Genomic DNA, 24,134 nt, shown 5'->3' with positions numbered 1-24,134 from the left:
CCTTACACGCTTGAAATCGCCCGCGCGATGGCCTCCCGGTCAAGTCCCTTCTGCCCGATCACGACGAGACGGCCCTGCCGGCTTTCGCCTTCGCGCCAGGGGCGGTCGAACTGATGCTGCAGGCGCGAGCCTACACCCTGGATCAAGAGCCGCATCGGCTTACCTTTGACCTCGGTAAACCCTTTGATCCGCAGGATATCGTGGTCGTCCGCCGCCCGCCGGATGCGGGCCAGCAGCACCTCAGGATCCTCGAGCTGCGGAACATCCACGATGAACGTGTCGAAATCGTCGTGATCGTGGTCTTCCTCGTTATCGTGATGCGAGGGGCGCGCCGCGAGATCGGCTTCAGCAGCCGCACCCAGCCCGAGCAGCACTTTTGCTTCGAGCTGGCCGCCGGTCGTCTCCACTACCTTGACCGCGCGCGGAATAGACTGCCGGATCTCCTCCGACACCCGCTCGAGATCCGCGGCCGTCATGAGATCGGCCTTGTTGAGCACGATGAGATCCGCGCAGAGAAGCTGATCCTCGTAGACCTCCTCGAGCGGATTCTCGTGATCGACCGACGCATCATCGGCGCGTTGCGCCGCGAGCGCCTCCGGGTCGTCCGCGAAACGGCCGGCCGCAACCGCCGCCCCGTCGACCACCGCGATGACGCCGTCCACCGTCACGCGCGAGGCGATCGCCGGCCAGTTGAACGCCTGCACGAGCGGCTTCGGGAGCGCGAGCCCGGACGTCTCGATCAGGATGTGCTCGGGCGGATCGGAAAGCGCCAGCAGTCGTTCCAGAGCAGGCACGAAATCGTCGGCCACGGTGCAGCAGATGCAGCCGTTCGAAAGCTCCACGATGCGATCCTCGCTGCAGCTTTCCACGCCACAGCCCTTGAGGATCTCTCCGTCAATGCCGACATCGCCGAACTCGTTGACGATGACAGCCAGTCGCCGGCCCTGGGCGTTCTGGAGGATGTTGCGAACGAGCGTCGTCTTCCCGGCTCCGAGAAAGCCGGTCACGATGCTGCACGGCACTTTGGCGAGCGCTGTCATTCTCTGTCTTGCTCCGGCATGGAAAAACCCAACGGGGGAACGCGTGCGATCACGCCCTTGCGGAACGCTTCGGGGCGCTCCTTCCAGGGCACGATTCCATTCTCTGTTTTCTGAAACGCGGTAGCGGCCGCGATAATCTGATCGGCATGCCGCTCGGCATCGAGATCGCCGACGAGGTAGGTCCACCTGTCCGGCCCCACCATGGCGACGGTGCTGGGCCGGTTGCACACGGCAAGGCACTCGACAGGCGTGACCTTGATATGGCTCGCGTCCGTCTGCGCGAGCTTCTCATGCAGCACATCTGCCAGCGCACGCCCCGGCAGATGAAAACCCTCGCCTTCAGGATTGGCTCGCCGGCATGAAACGCAAACGAATATGGTTACGTCGGAATGGGTCATAAGATGCCGGACCTCAGAGCGCGCTAAGCGCGCCCCGTGCTATCCGTCCACTGCCAGAACCAGCCAACGGCGAGCCCCGTCGCAGCCCACAGCACCGCGTGAACCGCGAGCGATGTCGCCGCAAAACGGGCCGCAAGCTCGGCCGGCACGCGGCTCACCTCGCCCCCATGAAGGTGGGGAGCGCCGATCACATGCGGGGCGACCAGCAGAGCGACACCCAGGATCTGGAGCGCGAGACTGCGCGACCTCAGGATGAGCCAGAGGGCACCTCCCGTTGCCACCGCCGTCGCGACCCACCAGACCTGCCGGTCGATAAGATCCGCGGCTGGCATTCCAGGAAGCTCGGGCGCAAGCCCCAGCGCAGGCGCGAGGCCAGTCACGACAAAGCCGGCGGCACCCCACATCAGCGCCCGTTGCGGATCGATGCGATCACCCGAGGCGAGCAGCCCCGCAAGCAGCAGGAATGCGAAGCCGATCGCAGTCGCAATCGTCACCGTGCTCGTATAGAGCGTGCGCTCGATGCCGTCGGCGGGGGCCCATCCTTCTTCGCCCCCGGCCGCAGCATCGTGGTCGGCATGGGCGAGGATGAGACGCGCGTCGTCGCCCCGGAACACGGCAGGGCTGATCAGGGAGGGAGCCTCCGCAGCCTGGCTCTCAAAAACCTCGGCCGCGAGAATCAAGGGCGTGGTCGTGAAGTGCTGGATGACCGCTACGAGCACGCCAGCAAGAAAACCAGCCACAAGGCTGGTTGAAAGAACACGAATTATCATGGCGTTCCTCGATCAGTGACAAGGAAAGCTGAGCGCGTGGCGCGTATCGTGTCCGGCGTTGTGAATGGTGGAGGAATGCGAGAAACCGGCCGTGAAGACGAGACCGGCGCCCAGCACGAGCGCAAGCGCCGCGGCCTTCAGGCTTTCGCTTCTCGTGCCTTCCGCAGGTACGGTCGTAGAGGTGTAGGATTGCGTGTTCATCTCAATTCTCCCAGGCCGCCCCTCCGCGGCCACACGAGCTTATAGTTTCGACGGCCGGTCTCCTGGCTCTCGGTTCTCCGCGCTCAAGCGCCTTCCCGGTTTCCCAGTGGCATTCAGGCCGAGCACTCACCGATAACAGTTGCGGGGGCAGCTGCGGATTGGCCATGACGAGGCGACACCGCATTCCCGTTCAATCCTCTTGCGAGGAACCGTCACCAGTTTGATAAGGGCTGTTTCGGCATTGCGTCAATCGAAATCCGGCTCCGCGAAGGCCGGCAGTACAGGCGCGAACGGCCTCGTCCCCCCGCTTGAAAAGGAGCATCGCCCCATGCAGACCGGCACCAGCGAAGAGGCCCGCCACAAAGAGAAAATGGCGAACAGGAAAGCCGTGCAAGACGCGGAAGTGTCTTCCAAAAACATGGAGAAGGGACTGCTGATCGTCCACACCGGCAAGGGCAAAGGTAAATCCACGGCCGCTTGGGGGCTTCTCCTGCGTGCGCTCGGCAGGGGGCTGCGCGTTGGTGTCGTGCAATTCGGAAAGGGCGCCTGGGAAACCGGCGAGCGCAAAGCTGTCGAGAAGTTCGGGGATCAGGTTGTCTGGCACACATTGGGCGAAGGCTTTACCTGGGAAACGCAGGATCGCGCCCGCGATGTCGCCGCCGCCGAGCGGGCCTGGGCAGTGGCCATGGAGTTGATGGCGGACCCGTCCTTCGGACTCATCATCCTCGACGAGTTGAACATCGCGCTGCGCTACGACCACCTCGACCTCGCAATGGTCGTCGCAGCCCTCAAGGAAAAGCGCCCCAATCTGCACGTGGTCGTAACCGGACGCAACGCCAAGGCCGAGATGATCGAGGCCGCCGATCTCGTCACCGAGATGACCCTCGTGAAGCATCACTTCGCTGCCGGCGTCAAAGCCCAGGAAGGCATCGAGTTCTGACGCCCATGAAAGCGATCATGTTCCAGGGCACGGGCTCGGACGTCGGCAAGTCGTTGCTGGTTGCCGGGCTCGCCCGCGCGTTCGCCAACCGGGGCCTGCGCGTGCGCCCGTTCAAGCCGCAGAACATGTCGAACAACGCGGCCGTGACGCCCGACGGCGGCGAGATCGGCCGCGCCCAAGCCCTCCAGGCGCGCGCGGCCCGCATCGCACCCACCGTCCACATGAACCCGGTGCTCCTGAAGCCGCAGAGCGAGATCGGCGCTCAGGTGGTCGTGCAAGGCCGCGTGATCGGCAACGCTCCTGCGCGCGGCTATCACGACATGAAGCCCCGCCTGATGGCCGCCGTGCTCGACAGCTTCGAGCGGCTCTCCCAGGAGGCCGACATCGTTCTGGTGGAAGGCGCGGGCTCCGCCTCCGAGATCAACCTTCGCAAGGGCGACATCGCCAACATGGGCTTTGCACGCGCTGCGGATGTGCCGGTCGTGCTGATCGGCGATATCGAGCGCGGCGGCATCTTCGCAAGCCTTGCAGGCACACGTGCGGTGATCACGCCCGAAGATGCAGCCATGGTCGAAGGCTTCATCGTCAACAAGTTCCGCGGCGATCCGGCGCTCTTTGCAACCGGGCTCGATCTCATTGCCCAGCAGACCGGGTGGAGCGCGCTCGGCCTCGTGCCCTATTTCACCGAAGCGGCTAACCTGCCCGCCGAGGACTCCCAATCGCTCGTAACGGGCCGCACGGCGAGCGGCGACGCGAGCCGCCCGCTCGTCGTGGTGCTCGCCTATCCGCGCCTGTCCAACTTCGACGATTTCGATCCCTTGCGCCTCGAGCCCGGCATCGACTTCGCCTTCCTCCGGCCGGGAGAGCCGATCCCGGGAACGGCTGCCCTCGTCATTCTGCCGGGTTCGAAATCCACCATCGCAGACCTCGCAGCGCTAAGGGAAACCGGCTGGGACATCGACCTCGCGGCACACGTGCGCCGCGGCGGCCACGTGCTCGGGATCTGCGGGGGATATCAAATGCTCGGCCGCGAGATCGCCGATCCCGGCGGCATCGAAGGCCCGGCGGGATCAACGCGCGGCTTGGGCCTGCTCGATGTCGAAACGATGCTGGCGGGAGACAAAATGCTGGTCGAGGTAGCGGGTACGGCGACCGGCGGCATACCGATAAAAGGCTACGAGATGCACGTCGGCCGGACCAATGGTCCGGGCTGCGCAAACCCCATGCTGCAATTCTCCGATGGCAGACGCGACGGAGCCGTGAGCCCGTCCGGTCGCATCTCGGGGTGCTACGTGCACGGCCTCTTCGCGAGCGACGCGTATCGCTCGGCACTTCTCGATGGGCTTGGCGCGACGTCCGGCGTCCACGACTACGAGGCGGGCGTCGATGCCACGCTCGACGCGCTCGCCGCACATCTGGAAGCGCACCTCGATTGCGACCGCATCCTTGAAATCGCTCGCACACCGACGCTCGCAAGTTCGGTATAAGAGAGCGCACAACTCGCTGTCAGGGCACGTGTATCTCTGTGGCGAATTTGTACTCTCGCCCTCAGCGCCCGCCCCTCCGTGTGCATTTCTAAATTGACTCCCTGCCGCACGTTCTGAGCACATACGCCCCGTGACGGTTCCGCGGGATACGAAAGTCTCCCCGGATAATAGGGAACGCGGTGAGACCATGTGTCGACCCCGCGGCTGCGCCCGCAACTGTGAGCGGCAAGCATCTTTCGCAATGCCACTGGCGATCGACCTGATCGCTGGGAAGGCCGGGAGAAGCGCCAGAGCCGTGAGCCAGGAGACCTGCCGCCACATGTCGCCCACCTGCTGTGCGGGACGCGCAGAAGGACGGTTCACCGTAGTGGCGGCTGATGCGCAACCGAACGGAAGCAGCGTCAGGACATCACGGATGGGCAACCGGCGAGCGGTCTCGCTTGTCTCCCGAACTCCGGCATACCTGTCCTCGGGCGGCTTCTCGTTCCATCGTCTCTGACGGGGAACTCGCCATGGCTACACTTGATCCACACGCTCCATCGCCCGCTTTCGTTACGCTGGCAGACTTGCACACACTCCTCGAGGCAGAGCTTCGAAGCTGGACTTGCGGCTGGAGCGTCGGCTCCTTCGGCGCCATCGGCGAGTATCACCAGGACGAGGGCGAGAGGTTGATCGTCGACGATCCGGAAAATCTCACCCGCGCCACCAGCCGCGGCGCCATCCGCATTGCGCTGAAGGAGAACGTAGAGCCCGTCGCTTACGAGTTGTTGAGCCCTCGTCCCCATCGCTGGAGCCAGGGCATCGCGCTTTGCCTGCCCGACGCGGAAGCCGCAGCCGCTCAGCGCGAGGCCTTGACCGAGCTCGGCATCGATCGCGACGCCATCCGCCCCGAGGATCGAGGTTCCATTCTGTTCGATGTGGGCCTTGCCCAGCCGCAAATCGACTTCTGCGTGCGCACCAGCGATCCGGATCTCTTGCGCGTGCTCAGGAGCTGCTGCGGTAAACCGACCTTCGCCACCGAGGCCGGTATGGCCATCCTCTCGCAGCATCCGCACCGGGTCGTGATATCGCATCTCGGCCGCGCCGAGGTTTATCAGAAGATCGGCGGGCCGGACACGGGCGGCGTCTCGCCGCCAGGTCCTCACACCCACGTGCTGCCCAAACTACTATCCGCGCGCAGAACGCATTCGGCGAACACGCCAATCCCCGACGGCCTGACGCCGTGCGCGTTCCTCTATCCCGGCAACCCCGTCATCGGCGCACTGGGTGAGGACACTCCCTACGACGATGGATTGTTCGTAAAATTCCAGAACTATCTCGCAGCTTTCGGACCGCCTGCCTACACCGCGACGAAGCAGCGTGTGTGGCGCGCCATCGAGAACCGGGAAGATCCGGCAAACTTCGACGAGCCACAAACCCGCCTCGAAAGAGCCGCGCTGCGAAATGCCATCCGCCAACTGATCCGGCGCAGCGAAGCATCGGCTGATCAAGCTTTGCAGCAGAGTATAGAAGCTTGGCGCGCTGAGTTCGACAGGGCCTCCGAGAGCGACGACGAGTAACCTGCGCAACGCTCCACATCAGGAGTGTGGCAGATGTGTCTCGCATGGAGGTGCTGTTGGAAGAGTTCGAGGTTTGCACATTGACTCTGCCCCTCCCTTGAGGCGCTCTAAGAACCGTGACGGTGTCACCATCTGCGCAAGCAGGCGGCGACTAAGAGGGAACACGGTGTGACGCGAGCGCTGAAAAGCGCAGCACGTCGAAGCCGAGGCTGCTCCCGCAACTGTAAACGGCGAGTCTCTACCAACGACGCCACTGGCGGCCCCCAATTGGGCAACCGGGAAGGCAGGTAAAGAGACGCTTGAGCCGTGAGCCAGGAGACCTGCCGGCACGAGTCGCCCATCCTACGTGCGGGACGCGCGTTGGAACGGTTACCCGTAGTGGCGGCTGATGTGCAACCGAATGGGAGCAACGTCAGGCATGCCCAGGGTCTCGATACCCACCTGATTTGAGAACCAAGAACGCTCGCGTATGGCGGGCAATGCATCGTGCCGCGATACTTGCGGCGCCTTCGCATTGTGTGCCGCCGTTGCGAGCCGTCGGGCCGACCTGCCGGAGTTCCCGTCCATCACTCGTGACGGGGGAATTTGTGACGTATCGTAATATCGCCGCGACATCGGCGCCAAAAGGTGTCTTGAAAGCGCTTCTGCTCTCGACCAGCGCCACGCTTGTGACGCTCGCGACGCCCGCCGTAGCCCAGGAAGCGGAGGAGCTTCCGCCGCTGGTCGTCGAAGGCGCGACCGTCGAGAAGCCCAAAACAAAGGTGAGCAAGACCACTGGCTCGCCGTCGTCCTACGCCGTCCCTGGCCCCGCGGATTCCGCTGATGCGGCCGCGCTTACATCGAACGGCGGCGACGGCCAGACCGTGACCGGCGTCCCCGCCAATCAGATCGGCTCAGCCATCACAGTCGTGACCGGCGCCCAGCTCAAGGCGCAGCAGATCCGCCATGCCGCCGACGCGCTTCGCAGCCTGCCGGGCGTCTCGGTCAGCCAATCGGGAAGTGCAGGCGGCATCACGCAAATCCGTATCCGCGGCGCCGAAGGCAATCACACCCTCGTGCTCATCGACGGCATCGACGCCTCCGCGGCCACCGGCAACGAATTCGACTGGTCGAACCTCATGGCCGACGACATCGAGCGCATTGAGGTCATTCGCGGCGGACAGAGCGGTATCTACGGCTCGAAGGCGATCGGTGGCGTCGTCAACGTCATCACGAAGGGCGGCAAGGGCCCGATCACCTTGGCTGCGAAGACCGAGTTCGGCAGCTATGGCACGCGAGATGTGTCCGCCCGCGCTTCCGGCGGCACCGACCAGTTCTGGCTGGCGATCAGCGCCGGTTACCGCGAGCAGGACGGCTTCAACTGGGACATCTGGGGCACGGAAGACGATCCCTGGAACAACTCCAGCATCAACGTCAAAGGCGGTGTGACCCTGATGCAGGGCATGACGCTCGATTTCTTCGTGCGCAACTCGCACAAGCTCGTCAACTCCGACCCCGATCTTTACATGCCGCGCCCCCAAACCCCTTACAACAGCGTGGGCGATGCGCCGGACTATTCCAAGACGGATCTCTTTCTCGGCGGCGTGAACCTGCGGTGGGACATGCTGGGAGGCGCGCTCACGCACGTGGTCAAAGCCAACCGGACCGACACGGACTCCTGGTACTTCGCATCGGGCCCCTGGGGCGGCGTCTCAACGAACGACTCCATCGCCGAAACCTACTCCTACCTCGCCACCTATCGCTTCTCGACACCTGAGCTTCTGCAATCGAAGCACAGCATCAGCGGCTTCATCGAGAAGAAGGACGAGGAGTTCACCCCGGGATACAGCTACACCGACGCGCTCACCCGCGAGCGCGGTCACGTGGCGACGGTCGGCGAATACCGCACGGGCTTCTACGACCGCTTGTTCGTGGGCGGCACGATCCGTCGTGACAACAACGATACGTTCGCCGATTTCACGACCTGGAACGTCAACGCGTCGCTGAATTTGCCTGAGATCGGCCTGAGGCCGCACACCAGCACCGGCACCAGCGTTGCCCTGCCCGGCATGTTCGAGCAGTTCGGCACCGTTCTCGGTAACTTCATCGGAAACCCGAACCTGGTTCCCGAGGAATCCTACAGCTGGGACGCCGGTGTGGAGTTCAGCTTCCTCAAGGGCCGCGCTATCCTGGACGTGACCTACTTCGAAGCCGACCTCAAGAACGAGATCACCAGCTCCGGTAACTCCATGTACAATCAGCTCGGTGTGAGCGAGCGCAAGGGTGTGGAGATTTCAGGCCGTCTCGCCGTGATGCAGGGCCTGACAATCGGCGCCAGCTACACCTACCTCGACGCTTCCAACCCCGACGGCTCCATCGAGATCCGCCGCCCCGAGCACGCGGGGCGTGGCGACGTGAACTACAGCTTCGATGGTGGCCGCGGAAATCTCAACCTTGCGGCGATCTACAACGGCCAGACGGAAGACACCGACTTCGTGAGCTTCCAGAACGTCGTGCTGGACGACTATTGGCTCGTGAACATCGCGGGATCCTACGAGGTCACGCCGCAGTTCGAGATCTTCGGACGTGTCGATAACCTGCTGGATGAGCAGTATCAGGAGATCCTGGGCTACAATACGCTTGGCCTGGCAGCCTACGGCGGCGTGCGGATCAAGCTCGAGGATCCCTCTACAGCCCACTGGGCCAAGTATCGCTAAGAGAAGAACTCGGAAAGCGATGGAGTGCCCCCACGCTCCCGTCACTTCGTCGCGCGCCCGCAGCCAAACCACACCGGCTGCGGGCATTCCGTTTGCAACCGTCAAAGACCTTTGTGACGGGTCTCGCCCTTGAACTCGGTCTCGTCGGTGTCGATGGCGACGACGTCGAGCTCGTTGTTCTTTGTGTTGGCGTAGGTGAAGCGATAGTGCGGATCGGATGAGATCGAGATGCTGGTCTCAACCCGGAAAACGAGATCCTCGCCCCGATTGACCGTCATCGTCTTCACGAACCGCGCAGGTGTATAGGCGCGCGTTACCGGGTCCATCTGAAGCCCGTTGATGTTCGGGTGACGGATCATGATTTGCGCTTCCCGAAGCGGCGTCGTCTCGAGCGCAGGATCGAAGCTCTTCACGACGATCTTCCCGAGATCCGAACTCGCGCCGTCGATATCCTTGGGTGCGGGCGCCGAGCATCCGCCGGACGCCTTTACGAAAGTCTTTGCCATGTGCAGCGTGCCATCGCTGGTCTCCACGATGGCGCGCACATACGAGTAGGTATCGATGCGTACGCGCGTGGTCATGCGCCGCTCTCCGCCGCCATCCCCGGCGGCAGGACCGAACGTGAACGCGGCTGCCACGGGCGCCGGGTTTTGGTCGATGATCAGCGTGAGCGACTTCAGCGCGCCCTTGACGCTGGGCGGCACGCGCATGGTGATCGGAACGATCGCTGCGTCCTCCGCCCGCTCCGGCGCGTCGATCACAATGAGGCCGTCGCCCTCGACGATCGCTCTTTCACCGAAGACTTCCTTGCGCAGCGACGGCCAAAGGTCTTCATCGCCGGCAACGGCAGGCAAAGACATTCCCGCCACACCAAGCGCGAGAGCAACCGCGATCGCTGTGCGGCGCCCTACGTCGCTGACAAGTCCTCCGACCTTGAAAATCCTGCTCACCGGCTATCCTCCTCGATTGATCTTGTTGCTCTTGTCTCGGTCAGTCCCATTCCAGCTCCGCGAACGCCGTGGTCACGTTTCGCACGTGGAAGGTGTCGAACAGTTTCCAATCCGCCCGTTCCGAGAGCGCGGCGGTTTTGGCGGCCTCGCTCATCGTCTTGTTGTCAGCGATCAGCTTGCGGACATCGCTGGCCACCGTGGACAGGTATTTCCGCTCGGCATCGAGCGCGCCGGGGAACTCCATGGCTGGAGGTCCGTGCCCCGGCACCACGCGCGCCGCTTTCCGCGTCGCAAGCTCGTCCAGCAGCGAAAGCCAGCCCTTGATGGAGCCGTCGATCGTCGGAATATGGACGGAGAACAGCAGGTCGCCGAGAAACAGCGTGTCGGTTGCCGTATCCGTGATGATGAGATCGTTATCGGTATGCGCCGTCTTCTGGGGCTCGCAGATGAGGCTACGCCCGCCCAGATCGAGCGACAGCTTGTCCTCCACCAGCACGGTGGGCAGCACGATCTCCGAGCCTTCGAACGCCTCGTCGCCGAGCATCAGCTTGTTGGACTGGAGATAGCTATCGGCCCGCATGGCGAGCGCGCGTTGTAGCTTGTGATGACCGACATAGTCCGGGCTGTCCGCCTTGAAGGCCGCATTGCCCAGCACATGATCTGGATGCATGTGCGTGTTGATGACGTACTTGATTGGCCGGTCCGTCACGCCTCGGATCGCGGCGTGCAGCTCCCGGCCCACTTTGAAGCTGCCCGACGTGTCGATGACCGCCACAGCGTCCTTGCCGACGATGAAGCTCGCGTTCGCGATATCACCCCTGTTTTGCGGAGACTGCTCCTCGTAGAGCCCCTGATGAACGAAGACCCCCGGCGCCACCTCGCTTACCGAAAGTGCGGACGGCGCACCCGCTCGCGCAGGCACATATCGCAGTACTGGCGCAGCCAATGCGAACGTTGCGGCAAGAAAGGTCCGGCGCGAAAGGGAATGTGCCGCCTCGATCTCCCGCGAAAGCAACTCCGCGTCGGGCGCGAGGGCTTTTCGCCTTCCCGCACCTTTTCCTTCAAGACGCGAACGATCCGCCAGTTTTTCCATCGGTCCGACTTCCTTCCAGTCGGTAGTCTATCGATCCAAAAAATTACGTCGCAAGGCTGTCCACGACCTCCTTGAGGGCGGGACGAATGGTGCTGGGATCTTTCAAGGCCCACGCGACGAGGCTTGCCCCTTGAAGCGTGCTCAGCACGAGAAGCGCCGCCCGCTCGGGCTTGAGATCGGCGCGAACATCGCCGCTCGACACACCGGAGCGAAGCGTCTGCTCCAGCCACTCGAGATGAATACGAAAGAAATGCTCGACGCGCCCTTGCATCGAAGGCGGCAGATAGGCCGCATCTGCAGCCAATGCGCCGCAAAGGGGCATCTGCCGATCGCGTAATCCCTGAACGAAGAAATCGCCGTAAGCCAGAAGCTTGCCCTTGGTGTCGAGCCGGCGCTCCGAAAGCTTGGCGAGCTCAGCCTGGAAGCGCTCGAGATAAGAGTCGATCAGCGCGTTCCCCAAGCTCTCCTTGGTGGGAAAGTGATGGTGGATGCTGGCCTTGCGTATCCCGACGCGCTCCGAAAGGTCGGCATAGCTGAAAGCAGCATACCCGACGGTACGCACGAGGCTCTCCGCCTCCGCGAGCAAAGCTGTCTTGGTATCCATGGTCGTCATTTGCCACTTTTTACCTACCAACTGGTAGGTTGTCAATCGAGCGCGCCGGCTGCCCGCTCCCGAAGCGCCGGATGATATTGCGAGCACCCGCCGTTAACCATCACTCTATCCGCCCACGGAAGTGAAGGGGGTTTCCGCGCTAGAATCCAGAAAATTGTTCGCTTTCACCATGTGCTCGGGCTCGTCTGACGGATGGTGGCAAAGAAGCTAAGATGCGCCCAAACGGGAACCAGAGGGATGCGGACCAAGGCACTGAAAACAGTGACCTTTCCTGATGCGTGCCGCCTCCCGTCAATTCCAGGGCGGTCTCCGAACCTACGTCGTATTTCTACAGGGCTGACATGACGCAAACCGCAGCAAAGAAGATTGCGTGTGTGGTGATGGGCGATGAATCGCTCCTCGTCCAATGCGGAGAGGCGCTGCGAGAGCGGCAGCACAAGATCGAAGCGGTCGTTACGGCCAACGATCAGGTCGCGTCCTGGGCCAAAGGGCACGGCATCCCGACCCTGGCGCCCGGCGCCAGCCTCGAGCAGGATCTCGCGCCCTACACCTACGACTGGTTCTTCAGCATCGCCAATCTCCGGCTCATCCCCAAGGGTGTCTGGCAGCGCGCGCGTGAAGGCTCGGCGAACTTCCATGATGGCCCTCTGCCTCGCTACGCAGGCCTCAACACGCCGGTCTGGGCCATCCTGGCCGGAGAGACCGGCTACGGCGTCACCTGGCACGCACTGTCGGAGGGGATCGACGAGGGCGCGATCTACGCCGAGCGCGCCTTCGAGATCAGCGACGATGACACAGCGCTCACGCTGAATACGAAGTGCTTCGAAGCTGGCATTGCCTCGTTCTCCGAGCTGATCGAGAAGATCGAGAGCGGAAGCCTCGAAGGCCGCCCGCAATCCTTCGGCGAGCGCCTCTACTTCGGGAAGACAAAACGCCCCGAAGCCGCCGCCACCCTAGACTTCCGCCAGTCGGTCAGCCAGATCGGACGTCTTCAGCGCGCGCTCTCCTTCGGCCAGCGCTACGCAAACCCGCTCTGCCTGCCCAAGATCACAACCGCATCCGGCGCCTACGCCGTGACCGATCTCGAAATCGACACGACGAGCGTCGCGGCGCGCCCTGGAACGGTGATCGATGTCGACAAGAGCGGCGCCACCCTCGCCGCAGCCGACGGCAGCGTGCGTATCAAGGCACTCCGCGACAGCGCGGGCGAGGCTGTCGATCCCAGCGCGGTTCTCGCCAAGGGCGAGGTGATCCGCCCGGTCGACGCAGACGAAAGCATCCGGCTCACGGAGCTGACGCACGAGCTGGCGAAGAACGAGAGCTATTTCCGCGATCGCCTCACGGAGGCGCGCGATCCCGATCTCAACGGCGTGCTGCCAAAAGACGACGGCGCGATCCCCGCGTATGAGACCATCCAGCTTCCCCTGCCCGAGACCTGGGAGGCGGAGCGGACTGTCTCGGCGCTTGCCGCATTTTTTGCGCGCACAGGCAACCAGTCCCGCTTCCGGATCGCCCTCGTCGGCGACCGCCTCGCCGCGGACAGCGCTACGTTCGCGGGCTATATCGCACCGGCCGTCCCTCTGACTCTCGAGGTCGCATCGGACACGACGACAGCTTCTCTCTCCACCTCCGTCGCAAAGGAGCTGGCCGAAGCCCGCCGCCGCCGCGGCTATGCCGGAGATCTCGTTAACTGCAATCCAAAGCTTTCTCCCGGCCGCGCCACGGTCGCAATTCGACTGACGGGCGGATCCACCAGCTCGGAGCCTCTCCCGGGAAGCATCCTCACTTTCGTCATTCCGCCCAGCGCACACGCCATTGACGTTCTCGCTGACACGGCTCGTCTGCCGCGCACCGCTCTCGATGCGATCTCACGTCAGATCCAGGCGGTTTTCTCGGCGTTAGCGAGCAAGAGCGCACCCGAAAAGGTCGCGGATCTTCCGCTCATGTCGGACGCGGAAGTCGAAACCCTGCTCGTCGGCCGCAACCAGACGGGCCGCCCCTACGACCGCACCGCACTCGTGCATCGCCTGATCGAACAGCAAGCAGCGCGCACGCCCGACGCGACAGCCCTCATCTGCGAGGATGAGAAACTGACCTACCGCGATCTCGATGCACGAGCCAACCGCGTTGCAGAGACGCTCGTTTCCCTCGGCGTGAAGCCGGATACGCTCGTCGGCCTCTACGTACACCGGTCGTGCGACCTCGTCGTCGGCGCGCTCGCGATCCTCAAGGCGGGCGGCGCGTACGTTCCGCTCGATCCCACCTATCCGAAGGACCGCATCGCCCTCATGATCGAGGACAGCGGCCTCTCCATCATCCTCACGGAGAAGGGCCTCCAGCCGCCGGTTGGCACCAGCGCCGTCCATGTGCTGTCGGTCGAGGAGGCAGCTTCCAAGGCGAGCGCCGCCGCATCGGCCCCGCAGACCGAAACAACCTCCGCGAACCTCGCCTATGTGATCTACACCTCTGGATCGACCGGGCGTCCCAAGGGCGTGATGGTCGAGCACAGGAACGTCGTGAACTTCTTCGCCGGAATGGACGATCGCATTCCGCGCGCGGCAGACACGCAGCCCGTTTGGCTGGCTGTAACCAGCCTCTCGTTCGACATCTCGGTGCTCGAGCTGTTCTGGACGCTGGCCAACGGCTTTGCCGTTGTCGTCCACACGAGCCAGCAACGCGCCTCCACCACCGCGAAACGCCGGCAAGGCGCCAATGCGCCCATGGACTTCAGCCTCTACTTCTGGGGCAATGACGATGGAGCCGGCCCGCGGAAATATCAGCTCCTGCTCGAGGGCGCGCGCTATGCCGACACACGCGGCTTCCGCGCCGTGTGGACACCGGAGCGGCACTTCCACGCCTTCGGCGGCCCCTACCCCAACCCGTCAGTAACCGGTGCGGCCGTCGCGGCCGTCACCCGCAACCTCGACATCCGCGCCGGCAGTTGCGTGCTGCCGCTGCATCACCCCGCGCGCGTGGCCGAGGAATGGGCGGTCATCGACAACATCAGCAACGGCCGCGCGGGCATCGCGTTCGCGTCGGGCTGGATGCCCGAAGACTTCCTGCTGCGCCCGGAAAACGCGCCGCCCAACAACAAGAGCGCCATGCTGCGCGACATCGACGCCGTGCGACGTCTCTGGCGCGGCGAGGCCGTGCAGTTCGACGCTCCCGGCGGCAAGCAGGTGAACGTGCTCACCCAGCCTCGCCCGGTCAGCAAGGAGCTGCCGATCTGGGTGACGACGGCCGGCAATCCGGACACCTACCGCGAAGCAGCCCGCCTCGGCGCCAATGTGCTGACGCATCTTCTCGGCCAATCCATCGACGAGGTCGCGGACAAGATCCGCATCTACCGTGAAACGCTCGCCGAGACCGGGCGCAATCCAGCCGATTACACCGTCACGCTGATGCTGCACACCTTGATCGGGCACGACAGGGAAGAAGTGCGCGCGGCCGCCCGTGAGCCGATGAAGGCTTATCTCAGAAGCGCCGCGGCGCTGATAAAGCAGTATGCCTGGGCCTTCCCCGCCTTCAAGAAGCCCAAGGGCGTCACACAGCCCATGGACATCGATCTCCAGACCCTCGATCCCGAGGAGGTCGATGCCATCATCGAGTTCGCGTTCCTGCGCTACTTTGACGATAGCGGCCTCTTCGGCACCTTCGACGACGCCATGGCGCGCACCGAGCAGCTCAAGGCGATCGGCGTCAACGAGATTGCGTGCCTCATCGACTTCGGCGTCTCGACGGAAGTGGCTCTGCAGGCACTGGAGCCTCTCGCCGAAGTCGTGGGCGCGGTTCACGCCCAGGGCAACTCCATCGTCGACATGGGCGAGCACGGCAGCCTCGCCGCCCTCGTGCGCCGCCACGGCGTTACCCATATGCAGTGCACGCCGTCCATGGCCGCCATGATCCTCATGAGCGACGAGGATCGCGCCGCGCTTCAGTCCATCCGCCACCTGTTCATCGGCGGCGAAGCGCTTCAGCCTGCGCTCCTCAACGACCTGAGGAAAACCACCGCCGCCACGGTCGAGAACATGTACGGCCCCACCGAAACCACCATCTGGTCCTCGACGGGACCGGCCACCGCTGCGGGCAGCGGCGCCGTGCCGCTCGGAACGCCCATCGCCAACACGCAGCTCTACATTCTCGACGACGCGCGCCGGCTCGTTCCGCCGGGCGTACCGGGCGAGCTCCACATCGGCGGCGACGGCGTCACCCGCGGCTATCTCGGCCGTGACGACCTCACCCGCGAGCGCTTCCTCGAAAATCCGTTCGTCCCAGGCGAGCGCGTCTATCGCACGGGCGATCTCGTGCGCATCGGCGAGGATGGCGAGATACACTTCCTCGGCCGCGCGGATCATCAGGTCAAGGTGCGCGGCTATCGCATCGAGCTCGGTGAGATCGAAGCGCGTATCGGTCTCCACCCCGCCGTCGCCGAAGCAATTGTAATGGCGAGAGAGGACGAAGCGAACGACGTGCGCATCGTCGCGTACGTGCGCTACGAGCGCGAGCCCGTGCCGGATGCGGAATTGAAGGCTCACGTGCGTCATGCGCTACCGGACTTCATGGTGCCGGCGCACTTCGTCACCATGCAATCGTTCCCGCTGACGCCGAACGCGAAGGTGGACCGCAAGGCTCTGCCCCGCCCCGAGGAAGCCTGCCGCACGAAGGCTCCCGTCGAGTACATCGCCCCGACGAACGACTTGCAGCTCCGCCTGTCGGATGCCTTCAAGAAGCTGCTCGGCGTGGAACGGGTCGGTGCGTTCGACAACTTCTTCACGCTTGGCGGCCACTCGCTGCTGGCCGTCCAGCTTCACCGCGACCTCAAGGCCAGCATCGCGCCCGAGCTCACCATCACCGACATCTATCGCTTCCCGACAGTGGCCGGTCTTGCGGGACACATCCAGGATCGCGGACAGGCCGGAAAGCACCTGAGCCAGGTTGCTGATCGCGCCGCCGCACGTCGCCAGGCCATGCTGGGACGCCGGGCCGTGCCGGAGCGGACACGCGGCGTATCGTGAGCATCTTCGCGGGCCTCCTCGACCCACGCATCGCGATCGTCGAACGTGCGATCGGGGACGGCCTCGCCGCATCCTTTCCCGAGGAGGAAGCAGCCGTCGCCCCTGCTGTGGCGAAGCGCAGGCGTGAGTTTCTGGCAGGGCGCAATGCAGCCCATGACGCGCTTGCAAAGCTCGGCGCTCCTAGAAAGCCCCTTCTCCCAGGCCCCGATCGAATGCCGCTCTGGCCGGCAGGCTACGTCGGCAGCATCACGCACACGGATTGCCATTGCGCCGTGGCGGTCGGGCGCGCGGACGACGGTGTGCGCGCCATTGGCATCGACCTGGAACCGGCCGAGACGTTGCCTCCAGGCGTCCTGGAAACGATCGGCCGGGCCGAGGAAATTGCGTGGCTGCAATCGGCCGCGCGAAACGAGCGAGATCTCCTCGCCCGCGCCCTCTTCAGCGCCAAGGAATGCACGTTCAAGTGCCAGTTCCCGGTGACGCGGGAAATGCTCGAATTCGAAGACCTCTCAATCGAGATCGATCTCCGCGCGGAGACTTTCAAGGCCACATTCGAGCGCGACGCCGGCGAGTTTCCGCGCGGCCACACCGCCCGCGGCCGCATACGCGTGGCCAACGGCCTGCTCGCGAGCGCCATAGCTCTCTATTGCTGAATCTGTGTTGCTGAAACAGGGGTGAGGCACCGCCGCACGTGAATGCGGCGGTGACGTCTGTTCGCTACTCGGCCGCGATCTGCTGAACCGTCCGGCTCCGGTCGGCCCGCATCAGCTCCTGGCGCAGATGGCTCGCCAGAACGCGCACGTTCGGCTCAAGAACCATGCTGTCGTGATCGCCGGGAACCTCATGGATCGCGAGGTCCGCAACGAAAGGCGACCATCCATTGTCTGCACGCAGCAGGCTGCGCTCGTGATTGAGCTCGCGCCCGCCGGTCACCCGGTAGGCGACCTGCAGCTTCGGACGCATCAACAGAACGGACCCGTCGTAGGCCGCACCTTGATAGCGCGAAAGCGCACGGCGGAAGGCAGCCTCGATCTCCTCGTTGTGGAACTGCTCGGCAGACTTGGGCTGCACGCCGGCACGCGCCTGCGCCTTCCGCTGCTCCCACTCGATGCGGCGACGCACCCAGTTGCTGAAGAAGGAGAGACCTTCCTTCTCGACATCCTGCATCTTCATCATCAAGCGGTCCTGCGCGGAGAGCACGGGGTTCGCCGGATAGGGCGTATCGAGCAGAACGACGATCGCGGCCTCTTCTCCAGCGGCCCGAAGCTGCTGCGCCATCTCGTAGGCCACGAGCCCGCCACCCGAGAACCCGCCGAGCAGATAGGGACCATGCGGCTGCACGGTGCGAACTTCCGCAAGATAGTCTCGCGCCATCTCCTCGAACGTCTCGTGCGGCGCCTGACCGCCGTAGATGCCCCGCGCCTGGAGGCCGTAAACGGGGCGGTCTGCCCCGATCTGCACTGCCAGATGCCGCAGGTTGAGAATGTTGCCGAACATGCCCGCGCACAGGAAGAACGGCGTGCGCCGGGGATCCTTGCCGCTGTCCATCCGCACCAGGTGCAGCAGGCGCGGCCGCTCGAGGGCAGTGACAGTCGCTCCTGCATCCGCACCGGCATCGCTCTGAGGCTTCACGCCACTCTGCTCGATGAGGGCTGCGCACTGCGCGATCGTCGGGGCCTCGAACAGCACCGAAATCGGGAACTCGACGGAGAACGCCTTCTTGATCATGCGGAACAGGCGAACCGCGATCAGCGAATGCCCGCCGAGATCGAAGAAGCTGTCGTGAATGCCGATCTTCTTCACGCCGAGGAGCTCGGTCCAGAAGCCCGCGAGCGCCTTCTCGATATCCGTGCCGGGCTCGACGAAATCGACACCAAGATCCGGCCGTTCGAACGTCGTAGAAGATGCCGCCGCCTGAACCTCGGCCCGCGCGGCAGCCCGCTGCAGCGCCGGAAGATCCATCGAGCTCACGATCACCTGCGGCTTACCGGAGCCGACTGCGCGCAAAAGCGCTTCGAACCCTTCACCCGGAAGAATGCCTTGATCGACTTGGGCGGCAAGCCGTGCCAGTGCGGGCGAGAGCTCCGCCGTATCGCTTCCCTTGGAAGCCTCGGCCGTCTTCGCCTCACCTTCGTTCGAGAGCGACGCCGAGAGATCGGTTCCAGCCGCGAGCTTCTTGATCGTGAAGCCTTCGACCTCGATCACCACACGCCCCTCGGCGTCGGCAATCGTGACGTCGAACGTCGCGTAGCCCGGTCCCAGATCCTTCGACGTGTTGAGGCGGGCGTGGCTCCAGATCTTGGCAGGCAGCGCCCCGTTGATGCAGAGCTTGCCGTACGTCATCGGCACCCACAGGCCCGCCGCCGGCGAATAGCCGTCGATCAGGTTCATGGCGTAACCCGTCGCGATGTCCAGCAAGGCAGGATGAACCAGATAGCCGTGATCGAGATCGGTGACGAAATCGTCAGACAGTGCAAGCTGAGCCAGCGCCTCGCCACGCCCGAACGAGGCCGAACGCAGCACCTGCCAGCGCGCACCGAACCTCAGGTGATCTTCCTGCGCCGAACGATGCGGCTTGTCACCCGCGACAAGCGCTTTCGTCTCGCAGGCAGCCCCGATCCTGGCGGCATCGATAACGCGTCGCTTGGAGGAAGGCGCGATCCTCACGATAGCTTCCGCGTGACGCACGAGCGCTGCTCCGGGCTGCTCGCTGTCGATCGCGATCCGATAGCCGTCTGCCTCCGGCGTGAGCGTGACGCGCGCTGTGCGCGGTTCGTCGTCGGGAACGTGCAAGGGCCTGAGGAACGTCAGATCCTCGATCTCGAACGGCCCTTCGATCCGCTGCTCGGAGAGGGCTTCCGCGATCAGCTCGATGTAGCCTGTGCCCGGCCAGATGGCATGGCCGCTCTTGAGGCGATGCTCGTTCAGCACCCAATGGCGCGTGCTGTCGAGACGCGCCTCGAGCCATTCTTCTTTGTCCGATACGCGCACGCGCCGGTCGAACAAGGGCCCAAGCGCCGCTTCCACAACCGGCGCGGCATCTTGCTGCTCGGCCTGCGCAATGGCGCGCGCCGCCAGACCGACATCCTTCCACACGCCCCAATGCACGGCGATCGTGCGAACGCTGGACCCCACACGGCTTTCCGCAAACGCGTTGAGGAACGCGTTGGCCGCCACATAGTCGACCTGACCGGCCGGAGCCGTATCGGTGCTCGTCGACGAGAACAGCACCATCACGTCGAGCGGTTCTTTCTCGAGCACCTCGGCAAGCACCAGCGTGCCGAGGATCTTGGGCGCGAAAACGTCCTCGATGTCGGAGAGAGCCTTGAGGGCGATCAGATCGTCCTTCACGACGCCGGCCGTGTGCAGCACGCCGTTGAGACGGCCGAAACGGGCTTTCGCCGTCTCCACGACGGCCCGCATCGCCTCCGAATTGGTGATGTCGGCCTGCGCCACGGCCACCTCGCCGCCCGCAACTTCGATCCTGCGAACCGCGGCAATGGCACGGCCGATGCGGTCGTTCTCGCCGTAAGCGGCCAGATAGCCATCCCACTCCGCGCTGTCGGGCAGCGCAGTGCGCGCCACCAGCACGAGCCGAGCCTTGAAACGCCGCGCCAGATCCTCGGCGCAAGCCGTTGCAAGCTCACCGAGGCCGCCCGTGATCAGATAGACGCCGCGCTCGCGGAACACGGCCTCGCCTTCCCCGGCCTTGTCGAGAGAAAGCGGCTCCTGGCTCTGTGTCCAGCGCCGGCCTTTCCGGTAGCAGACGATCTCGTTGCAGGGCTCCGCCAGGATGTCGTCCCAGATGCGATCCGCCGCCGAGACTTCCGCGCCCTGCGCATCCAAAGCGGCGGCAAGGCGTTTCACCAGCAGCGCACGCTGACGCCGCACGAACGTCTCACGTCCGCCGGTGGCGAGCGGAATATCGATCACCCGCACGGACACATTGGGCATCTCGCGGGGAAGCACCTGCGCGGGACCCAGCACCGTCGCCTTGTCGGGATAGGCAAGGCACTCGTTGCCGATGCGCTGCATGCCGTTGGTCAGAACCGTGATGTGGGTCGGAAGCGTATGGCCGGCATCAGACAGCGCCTGCCCCAGGAAGAACAAGCTGTAGAAGCCCCGCTCCTGATTGCGATGGAAGAAGCTCGATCCCGGACGGAAGCTCTCGTCGTGCGTCGCCAGCCAAAGATGCACGATCCGCTGCGGGACGCCGCCCGCGCCCGTGAGATCCTTCACGAGCGCGTCATAGCCGTCGCGACCCTGCTCCGGGCAGAGCACATAGTCGCCCGCTGCCGTAACGCCGAAGGCATCACCCAAGGTGACCGTGCGCACCGTATGGCCGAGTTCACGAAGCCGGGCGACGAGCCCCGCGCCAATACCGCCATCGTCCAGGAACACAAGCCACGACGACGCCTCCTGTTCCGCATCGAGCCGCACATTCGGCGAAGATTGCTTCCAAACCGGTTGCCATCCCCAATTCGCCATGTCGGCGATCTTGGCAGGCGAAGCGTCCTCCTGCGCTGCGCCGCTGGCCGCGATCCGCTCTAGGAAATAGCTCTGATGCTGGAACGCATAGGTCGGGAGATTGACCCGCTGGGGATCCGCCCCTTCCGAAAGTTTCTCGAGCGGCACCGCCACGCCAACCGCCCACGCACGCCCAAGCGCCGTGAGGAAATGCAGATTGTCGTCGATCGCCTCCTCCGAATGAGGAAGGCTGTTGATCACCTGATTGGCCGGAATGCCTTGCGCTTTGGCCAGCGAGCCGAGCACACGGCCGGGCCCGACCTCGATGTAAACGCGCGACGGTTGCGCAGCGAGCAGCGCCATGCCGTCGCCGAACCGCACCGTGGAGCGCAGGTGCTTCGTCCAGTAGGCGGGATCGCGGGCTTCGGCCGCCGTCAGCCAGGTACCGGTCAGGTTGGACACGATCGGGATCGTGGGCGCGGACAAAGGCGTCGCGCGCAGAAAATCCTGGAAGCGCTCGATGATCGGCGCCAGCATCCGCGAATGAGCCGCGATGTCGATCGGAATACGGCTTGCCTCGATTCCTTCAGCGACGAGCACCTGACGGAAAGCATCAAGGGCGTCGTTCGAGCCCGACACGACGCAAAGCTCGGGCGCATTGATGGAGGCAACGTCGAGATCGGCGGGCAGCCGCGCCTTCAGCGCCTCGGCGGGAAGCGCCACGCTCAGCATTCCGCCGGGCGGAACCTCGTCGAACAGTTCGCCGCGCAACCGCACGAGCTTCACCGCTCGCTCGAAGCTCAGCACGCCGGCAACGCACGCCGCCGCGTTCTCGCCCATCGAATGGCCGATGAGCGCTGCGGGCTTCACGCCCCAACTCATCCAGAGGCGCGCCAGCGCAACCTCCACGATGAGAATGGCCGGAAGCTGAAGCGAGGGCCGCAGAAGCCGTTCCACCGCGTCGGCCGCCTCGGCACCCTGCGGAAGCCAGATGTCCCGGATCTCTTGCGCGGCAGGTGCCGGAAGATAGGAGAGCCCTTCGTCGACGACGCGCCGGAACGCGGGTTCGTCACGATAGAGAGCACGCGCCATATGCGGATACTGCGCTCCGCCGCCCGGAAACAGGAACACGGCCTCGGCCGTTCCCTCGACGGGCGTGTGTGTAAACACGCGATGCGTGTCCGGTTGAGCAAGCAGCGCCATCGCATCCGCCCGGTCAGCGACGGCAGCCACCCTGCGATGCTCGAAATGCCGCCGCCCGTTGAGCAGCGTGTGGGCCACGTCCTCCAGCCCGAGATCCGGATTGGCTTCGAGATGCTTCGCGAGCCGCTTACCGGCCTCGTCGAGCGCCTTGCGGCTCTTGGCCGTGAGAACCAGAACCTGCGGGCCTGCATCCGCGCGCGCGGCAGGCACCTTCCGCAGAGGCGCCTCCTCGACGATCACATGCGCGTTCGTCCCGCCGACACCGAGGGAGTTGATGCCCGCGCGGCGCGGGGCGCCAGTGGACGTCCAGGGCGTCAGCCGGTCGTTCACAACAAACGGGCTGGCGGCGAAATTTATGGCCGGATTGGGCTTCTCGAACCCGAGTGTCGGCGGGATTTCCCCGTGCTTCACGGAGAGAACGGCCTTGATGAGACTGACGACACCTGCCGCGGTATCGAGATGCCCGATGTTGGATTTCACCGAGCCGACCCGGCAGAAGCCGGTCTTGTCGGTCGTCTGGCGGAACGCCTGAGTGAGAGCTTCGATCTCGATCGGGTCGCCGAGATACGTCCCCGTGCCGTGGCACTCCACATAACCGATGGAGCTCGCCTCGAGACCCGCCAGCGCCTGCGCTTCGACGATGGCCTCGGCCTGCCCCGTGACGCTTGGGGCGAGATAGCCCGCCTTGCTTGCGCCGTCGTTGTTGATCGCCGTCGCCTTGATCACGGCATGGATGGGATCGCCGTCAGCGAGCGCATCCGCCAGCCGCCGCAGCACGACGACACCCGTGCCGCTTCCGAACACGGTTCCGGAGGCCCGATGGTCGAAGGCCCGGCAATGACCGTCCGTCGAAAGGATCTCGCCATCCTGGAAAAGATAGCCCCGCCCTTGCGGAAGCTCGATAGTGACGCCACCCGCGAGCGCCATCTCGCATTCGCCGCTGAGCAGGCTCTGGCAGGCATAATGCACGGCGACGAGCGATGTCGAGCACGCCGTCTGCACGTTCACGCTCGGCCCATGCAGATCGAAAAGATAGGACGCGCGCGTCGCGAGGAAGTCTTTGTCGTTGCCGGTGTGACGAAGCAGGAACATGCCCGTCTTGTCGACCAGGGCGCGATGGCTGCAGACGTTGAAATAGAAATAGCTGCCCATGCCGCAGCCGGCGAACACCCCGACAGGGCCCGCGATGCGCTCTGGCGTGCGCGTCGAATCCTCCAGCGCTTCCCACGCGCATTCCAGAAACTGGCGATGCTGCGGGTCCATGATCGCCGCTTCCTTCGGGCTGAACCCAAAGAACTCGGCATCGAAGCCTTCGAAACCGCGAAGCTCCGCGGTCCGGGGGACATAATTCTTACGGCGAAGATTGTCCGGGCTCTCGCCAGCCTGCAGCAGTTGCTCTGGCGTTCGGGTCTCGATGGACTCCACACCTTCCCGGAGATTGTGCCAAAACTCCTCGACTGAACGGGCACCGGGTACGCGCAGCGCCATCCCAACGATCGCGATGTCGCTTTGGGACGCCCCGCTCTCACTCTCGGACATACTTGCCTCGTCTCAACTCAATTGGCCGGGCGCCTTGCCGGATACGACCGCACAGAAACGGCAAAGCACCAATTTCGGGCTCGGCTGCAGGAAGCGCGCCAGATTTCACCCGTTCGCATCAGATCAATAAAAGTCGCACAAAAAACGGATTTGGATATTGATG

14 protein-coding genes and 3 riboswitches are annotated in these 24,134 nt (G+C 64.4%); of the genes, 6 read left to right on the top strand and 8 right to left on the bottom strand.

The window, feature by feature from the left end; genetic code table 11:
* Positions 1 to 2: 2 nt before the first annotated feature.
* From cobW to PE058_RS05575, 4 genes are read right to left on the bottom strand one after another with little or no spacing between them, the layout of a single operon-like run.
* A complete protein-coding gene (gene cobW / locus PE058_RS05590; RefSeq protein ID WP_271030080.1) occupies positions 3 to 1,040 on the bottom strand; it encodes a cobalamin biosynthesis protein CobW in 1,038 nt (345 codons plus the stop codon).
* A complete protein-coding gene (locus PE058_RS05585) occupies positions 1,037 to 1,438 on the bottom strand; it encodes a DUF1636 family protein (protein ID WP_040497746.1) in 402 nt (133 codons plus the stop codon). Before PE058_RS05585 ends, cobW begins: the two co-directional genes overlap by 4 nt.
* A 23-nt stretch (positions 1,439 to 1,461) precedes the next feature.
* A complete protein-coding gene (locus PE058_RS05580) occupies positions 1,462 to 2,208 on the bottom strand; it encodes a CbtA family protein (protein ID WP_271030079.1) in 747 nt (248 codons plus the stop codon).
* Positions 2,209 to 2,220: 12 nt separating this feature from the next.
* Positions 2,221 to 2,409, bottom strand: coding sequence for a CbtB domain-containing protein (locus tag PE058_RS05575; RefSeq protein WP_020084368.1), 189 nt, complete (start codon positions 2,407 to 2,409; stop codon positions 2,221 to 2,223).
* A 35-nt stretch (positions 2,410 to 2,444) separates the two neighbouring features.
* Positions 2,445 to 2,638: riboswitch (cobalamin riboswitch) on the bottom strand.
* Positions 2,639 to 2,737: 99 nt separating this feature from the next.
* Between PE058_RS05575 and cobO the strand changes: the two genes are divergently transcribed.
* The 4 genes from cobO (at position 2,738) to PE058_RS05555 (ending at position 9,091) form a co-directional block, all read left to right on the top strand.
* Positions 2,738 to 3,349, top strand: a complete 612-nt coding sequence (gene cobO, locus PE058_RS05570) for a cob(I)yrinic acid a,c-diamide adenosyltransferase (RefSeq protein ID WP_271030078.1) — start codon at positions 2,738 to 2,740, stop codon at positions 3,347 to 3,349.
* 5 nt (positions 3,350 to 3,354) lie between these two features.
* Positions 3,355 to 4,836: a cobyric acid synthase gene (locus tag PE058_RS05565; protein WP_271030077.1), complete on the top strand. Its 1,482-nt coding sequence runs from the start codon at positions 3,355 to 3,357 to the stop codon at positions 4,834 to 4,836.
* Positions 4,837 to 4,953: 117 nt separating this feature from the next.
* Positions 4,954 to 5,167, top strand: a riboswitch (cobalamin riboswitch).
* 181 nt (positions 5,168 to 5,348) lie between these two features.
* A complete protein-coding gene (locus PE058_RS05560) occupies positions 5,349 to 6,395 on the top strand; it encodes a DUF6925 family protein (protein WP_271030076.1) in 1,047 nt (348 codons plus the stop codon).
* A gap of 103 nt (positions 6,396 to 6,498) precedes the next feature.
* Positions 6,499 to 6,737, top strand: a riboswitch (cobalamin riboswitch).
* 245 nt (positions 6,738 to 6,982) lie between these two features.
* The gene (locus PE058_RS05555) at positions 6,983 to 9,091 is read left to right on the top strand and encodes a TonB-dependent receptor plug domain-containing protein (RefSeq protein WP_271030075.1); all 2,109 of its coding nucleotides are present in this window, start codon (positions 6,983 to 6,985) and stop codon (positions 9,089 to 9,091) included.
* Positions 9,092 to 9,192: 101 nt separating this feature from the next.
* Here PE058_RS05555 and PE058_RS05550 read toward each other — a convergent pair whose 3' ends face one another.
* From PE058_RS05550 to PE058_RS05540, 3 genes are all read right to left on the bottom strand, one after another.
* Positions 9,193 to 10,041, bottom strand: a complete 849-nt coding sequence (locus tag PE058_RS05550) for a quinoprotein dehydrogenase-associated SoxYZ-like carrier (protein WP_020084363.1) — start codon at positions 10,039 to 10,041, stop codon at positions 9,193 to 9,195.
* Positions 10,042 to 10,081: 40 nt separating this feature from the next.
* On the bottom strand, positions 10,082 to 10,963 hold the full coding sequence (locus tag PE058_RS05545; protein ID WP_271030595.1) for a quinoprotein relay system zinc metallohydrolase 2: 882 nt from the start codon (positions 10,961 to 10,963) through the stop codon (positions 10,082 to 10,084).
* Positions 10,964 to 11,177: 214 nt separating this feature from the next.
* Entirely contained in the window at positions 11,178 to 11,747 is a 570-nt protein-coding gene (locus PE058_RS05540) for a TetR/AcrR family transcriptional regulator (protein WP_020084361.1), read from the bottom strand.
* Between the two features lie 341 nt (positions 11,748 to 12,088).
* Here PE058_RS05540 and PE058_RS05535 point away from each other — a divergent pair, with 341 nt between their 5' ends.
* Both PE058_RS05535 and PE058_RS05530 read left to right on the top strand, forming a co-directional pair.
* Positions 12,089 to 16,762 (top strand): MupA/Atu3671 family FMN-dependent luciferase-like monooxygenase, encoded by a 4,674-nt coding sequence (locus tag PE058_RS05535; protein ID WP_271030074.1) that lies wholly within the window; start codon positions 12,089 to 12,091, stop codon positions 16,760 to 16,762.
* The gene (locus PE058_RS05530; RefSeq protein ID WP_271030073.1) at positions 16,759 to 17,415 is read left to right on the top strand and encodes a 4'-phosphopantetheinyl transferase family protein; all 657 of its coding nucleotides are present in this window, start codon (positions 16,759 to 16,761) and stop codon (positions 17,413 to 17,415) included. The genes PE058_RS05535 and PE058_RS05530 overlap by 4 nt, the downstream gene beginning before the upstream one ends.
* A 64-nt stretch (positions 17,416 to 17,479) precedes the next feature.
* On the opposite strand, the gene PE058_RS05525 is transcribed toward PE058_RS05530, so the two are convergent.
* The gene (locus PE058_RS05525) at positions 17,480 to 23,971 is read right to left on the bottom strand and encodes a type I polyketide synthase (protein WP_271030072.1); all 6,492 of its coding nucleotides are present in this window, start codon (positions 23,969 to 23,971) and stop codon (positions 17,480 to 17,482) included.
* Positions 23,972 to 24,134: the final 163 nt, after the last annotated feature.

This window comes from Hyphomicrobium sp. DMF-1 (assembly GCF_027886585.1).
Classification (GTDB): domain Bacteria; phylum Pseudomonadota; class Alphaproteobacteria; order Rhizobiales; family Hyphomicrobiaceae; genus Hyphomicrobium_C; species Hyphomicrobium_C zavarzinii.
The sequence above is the reverse complement of the archived record's forward strand: the minus strand, read 5'-3'. Positions and strand labels throughout refer to the sequence as shown.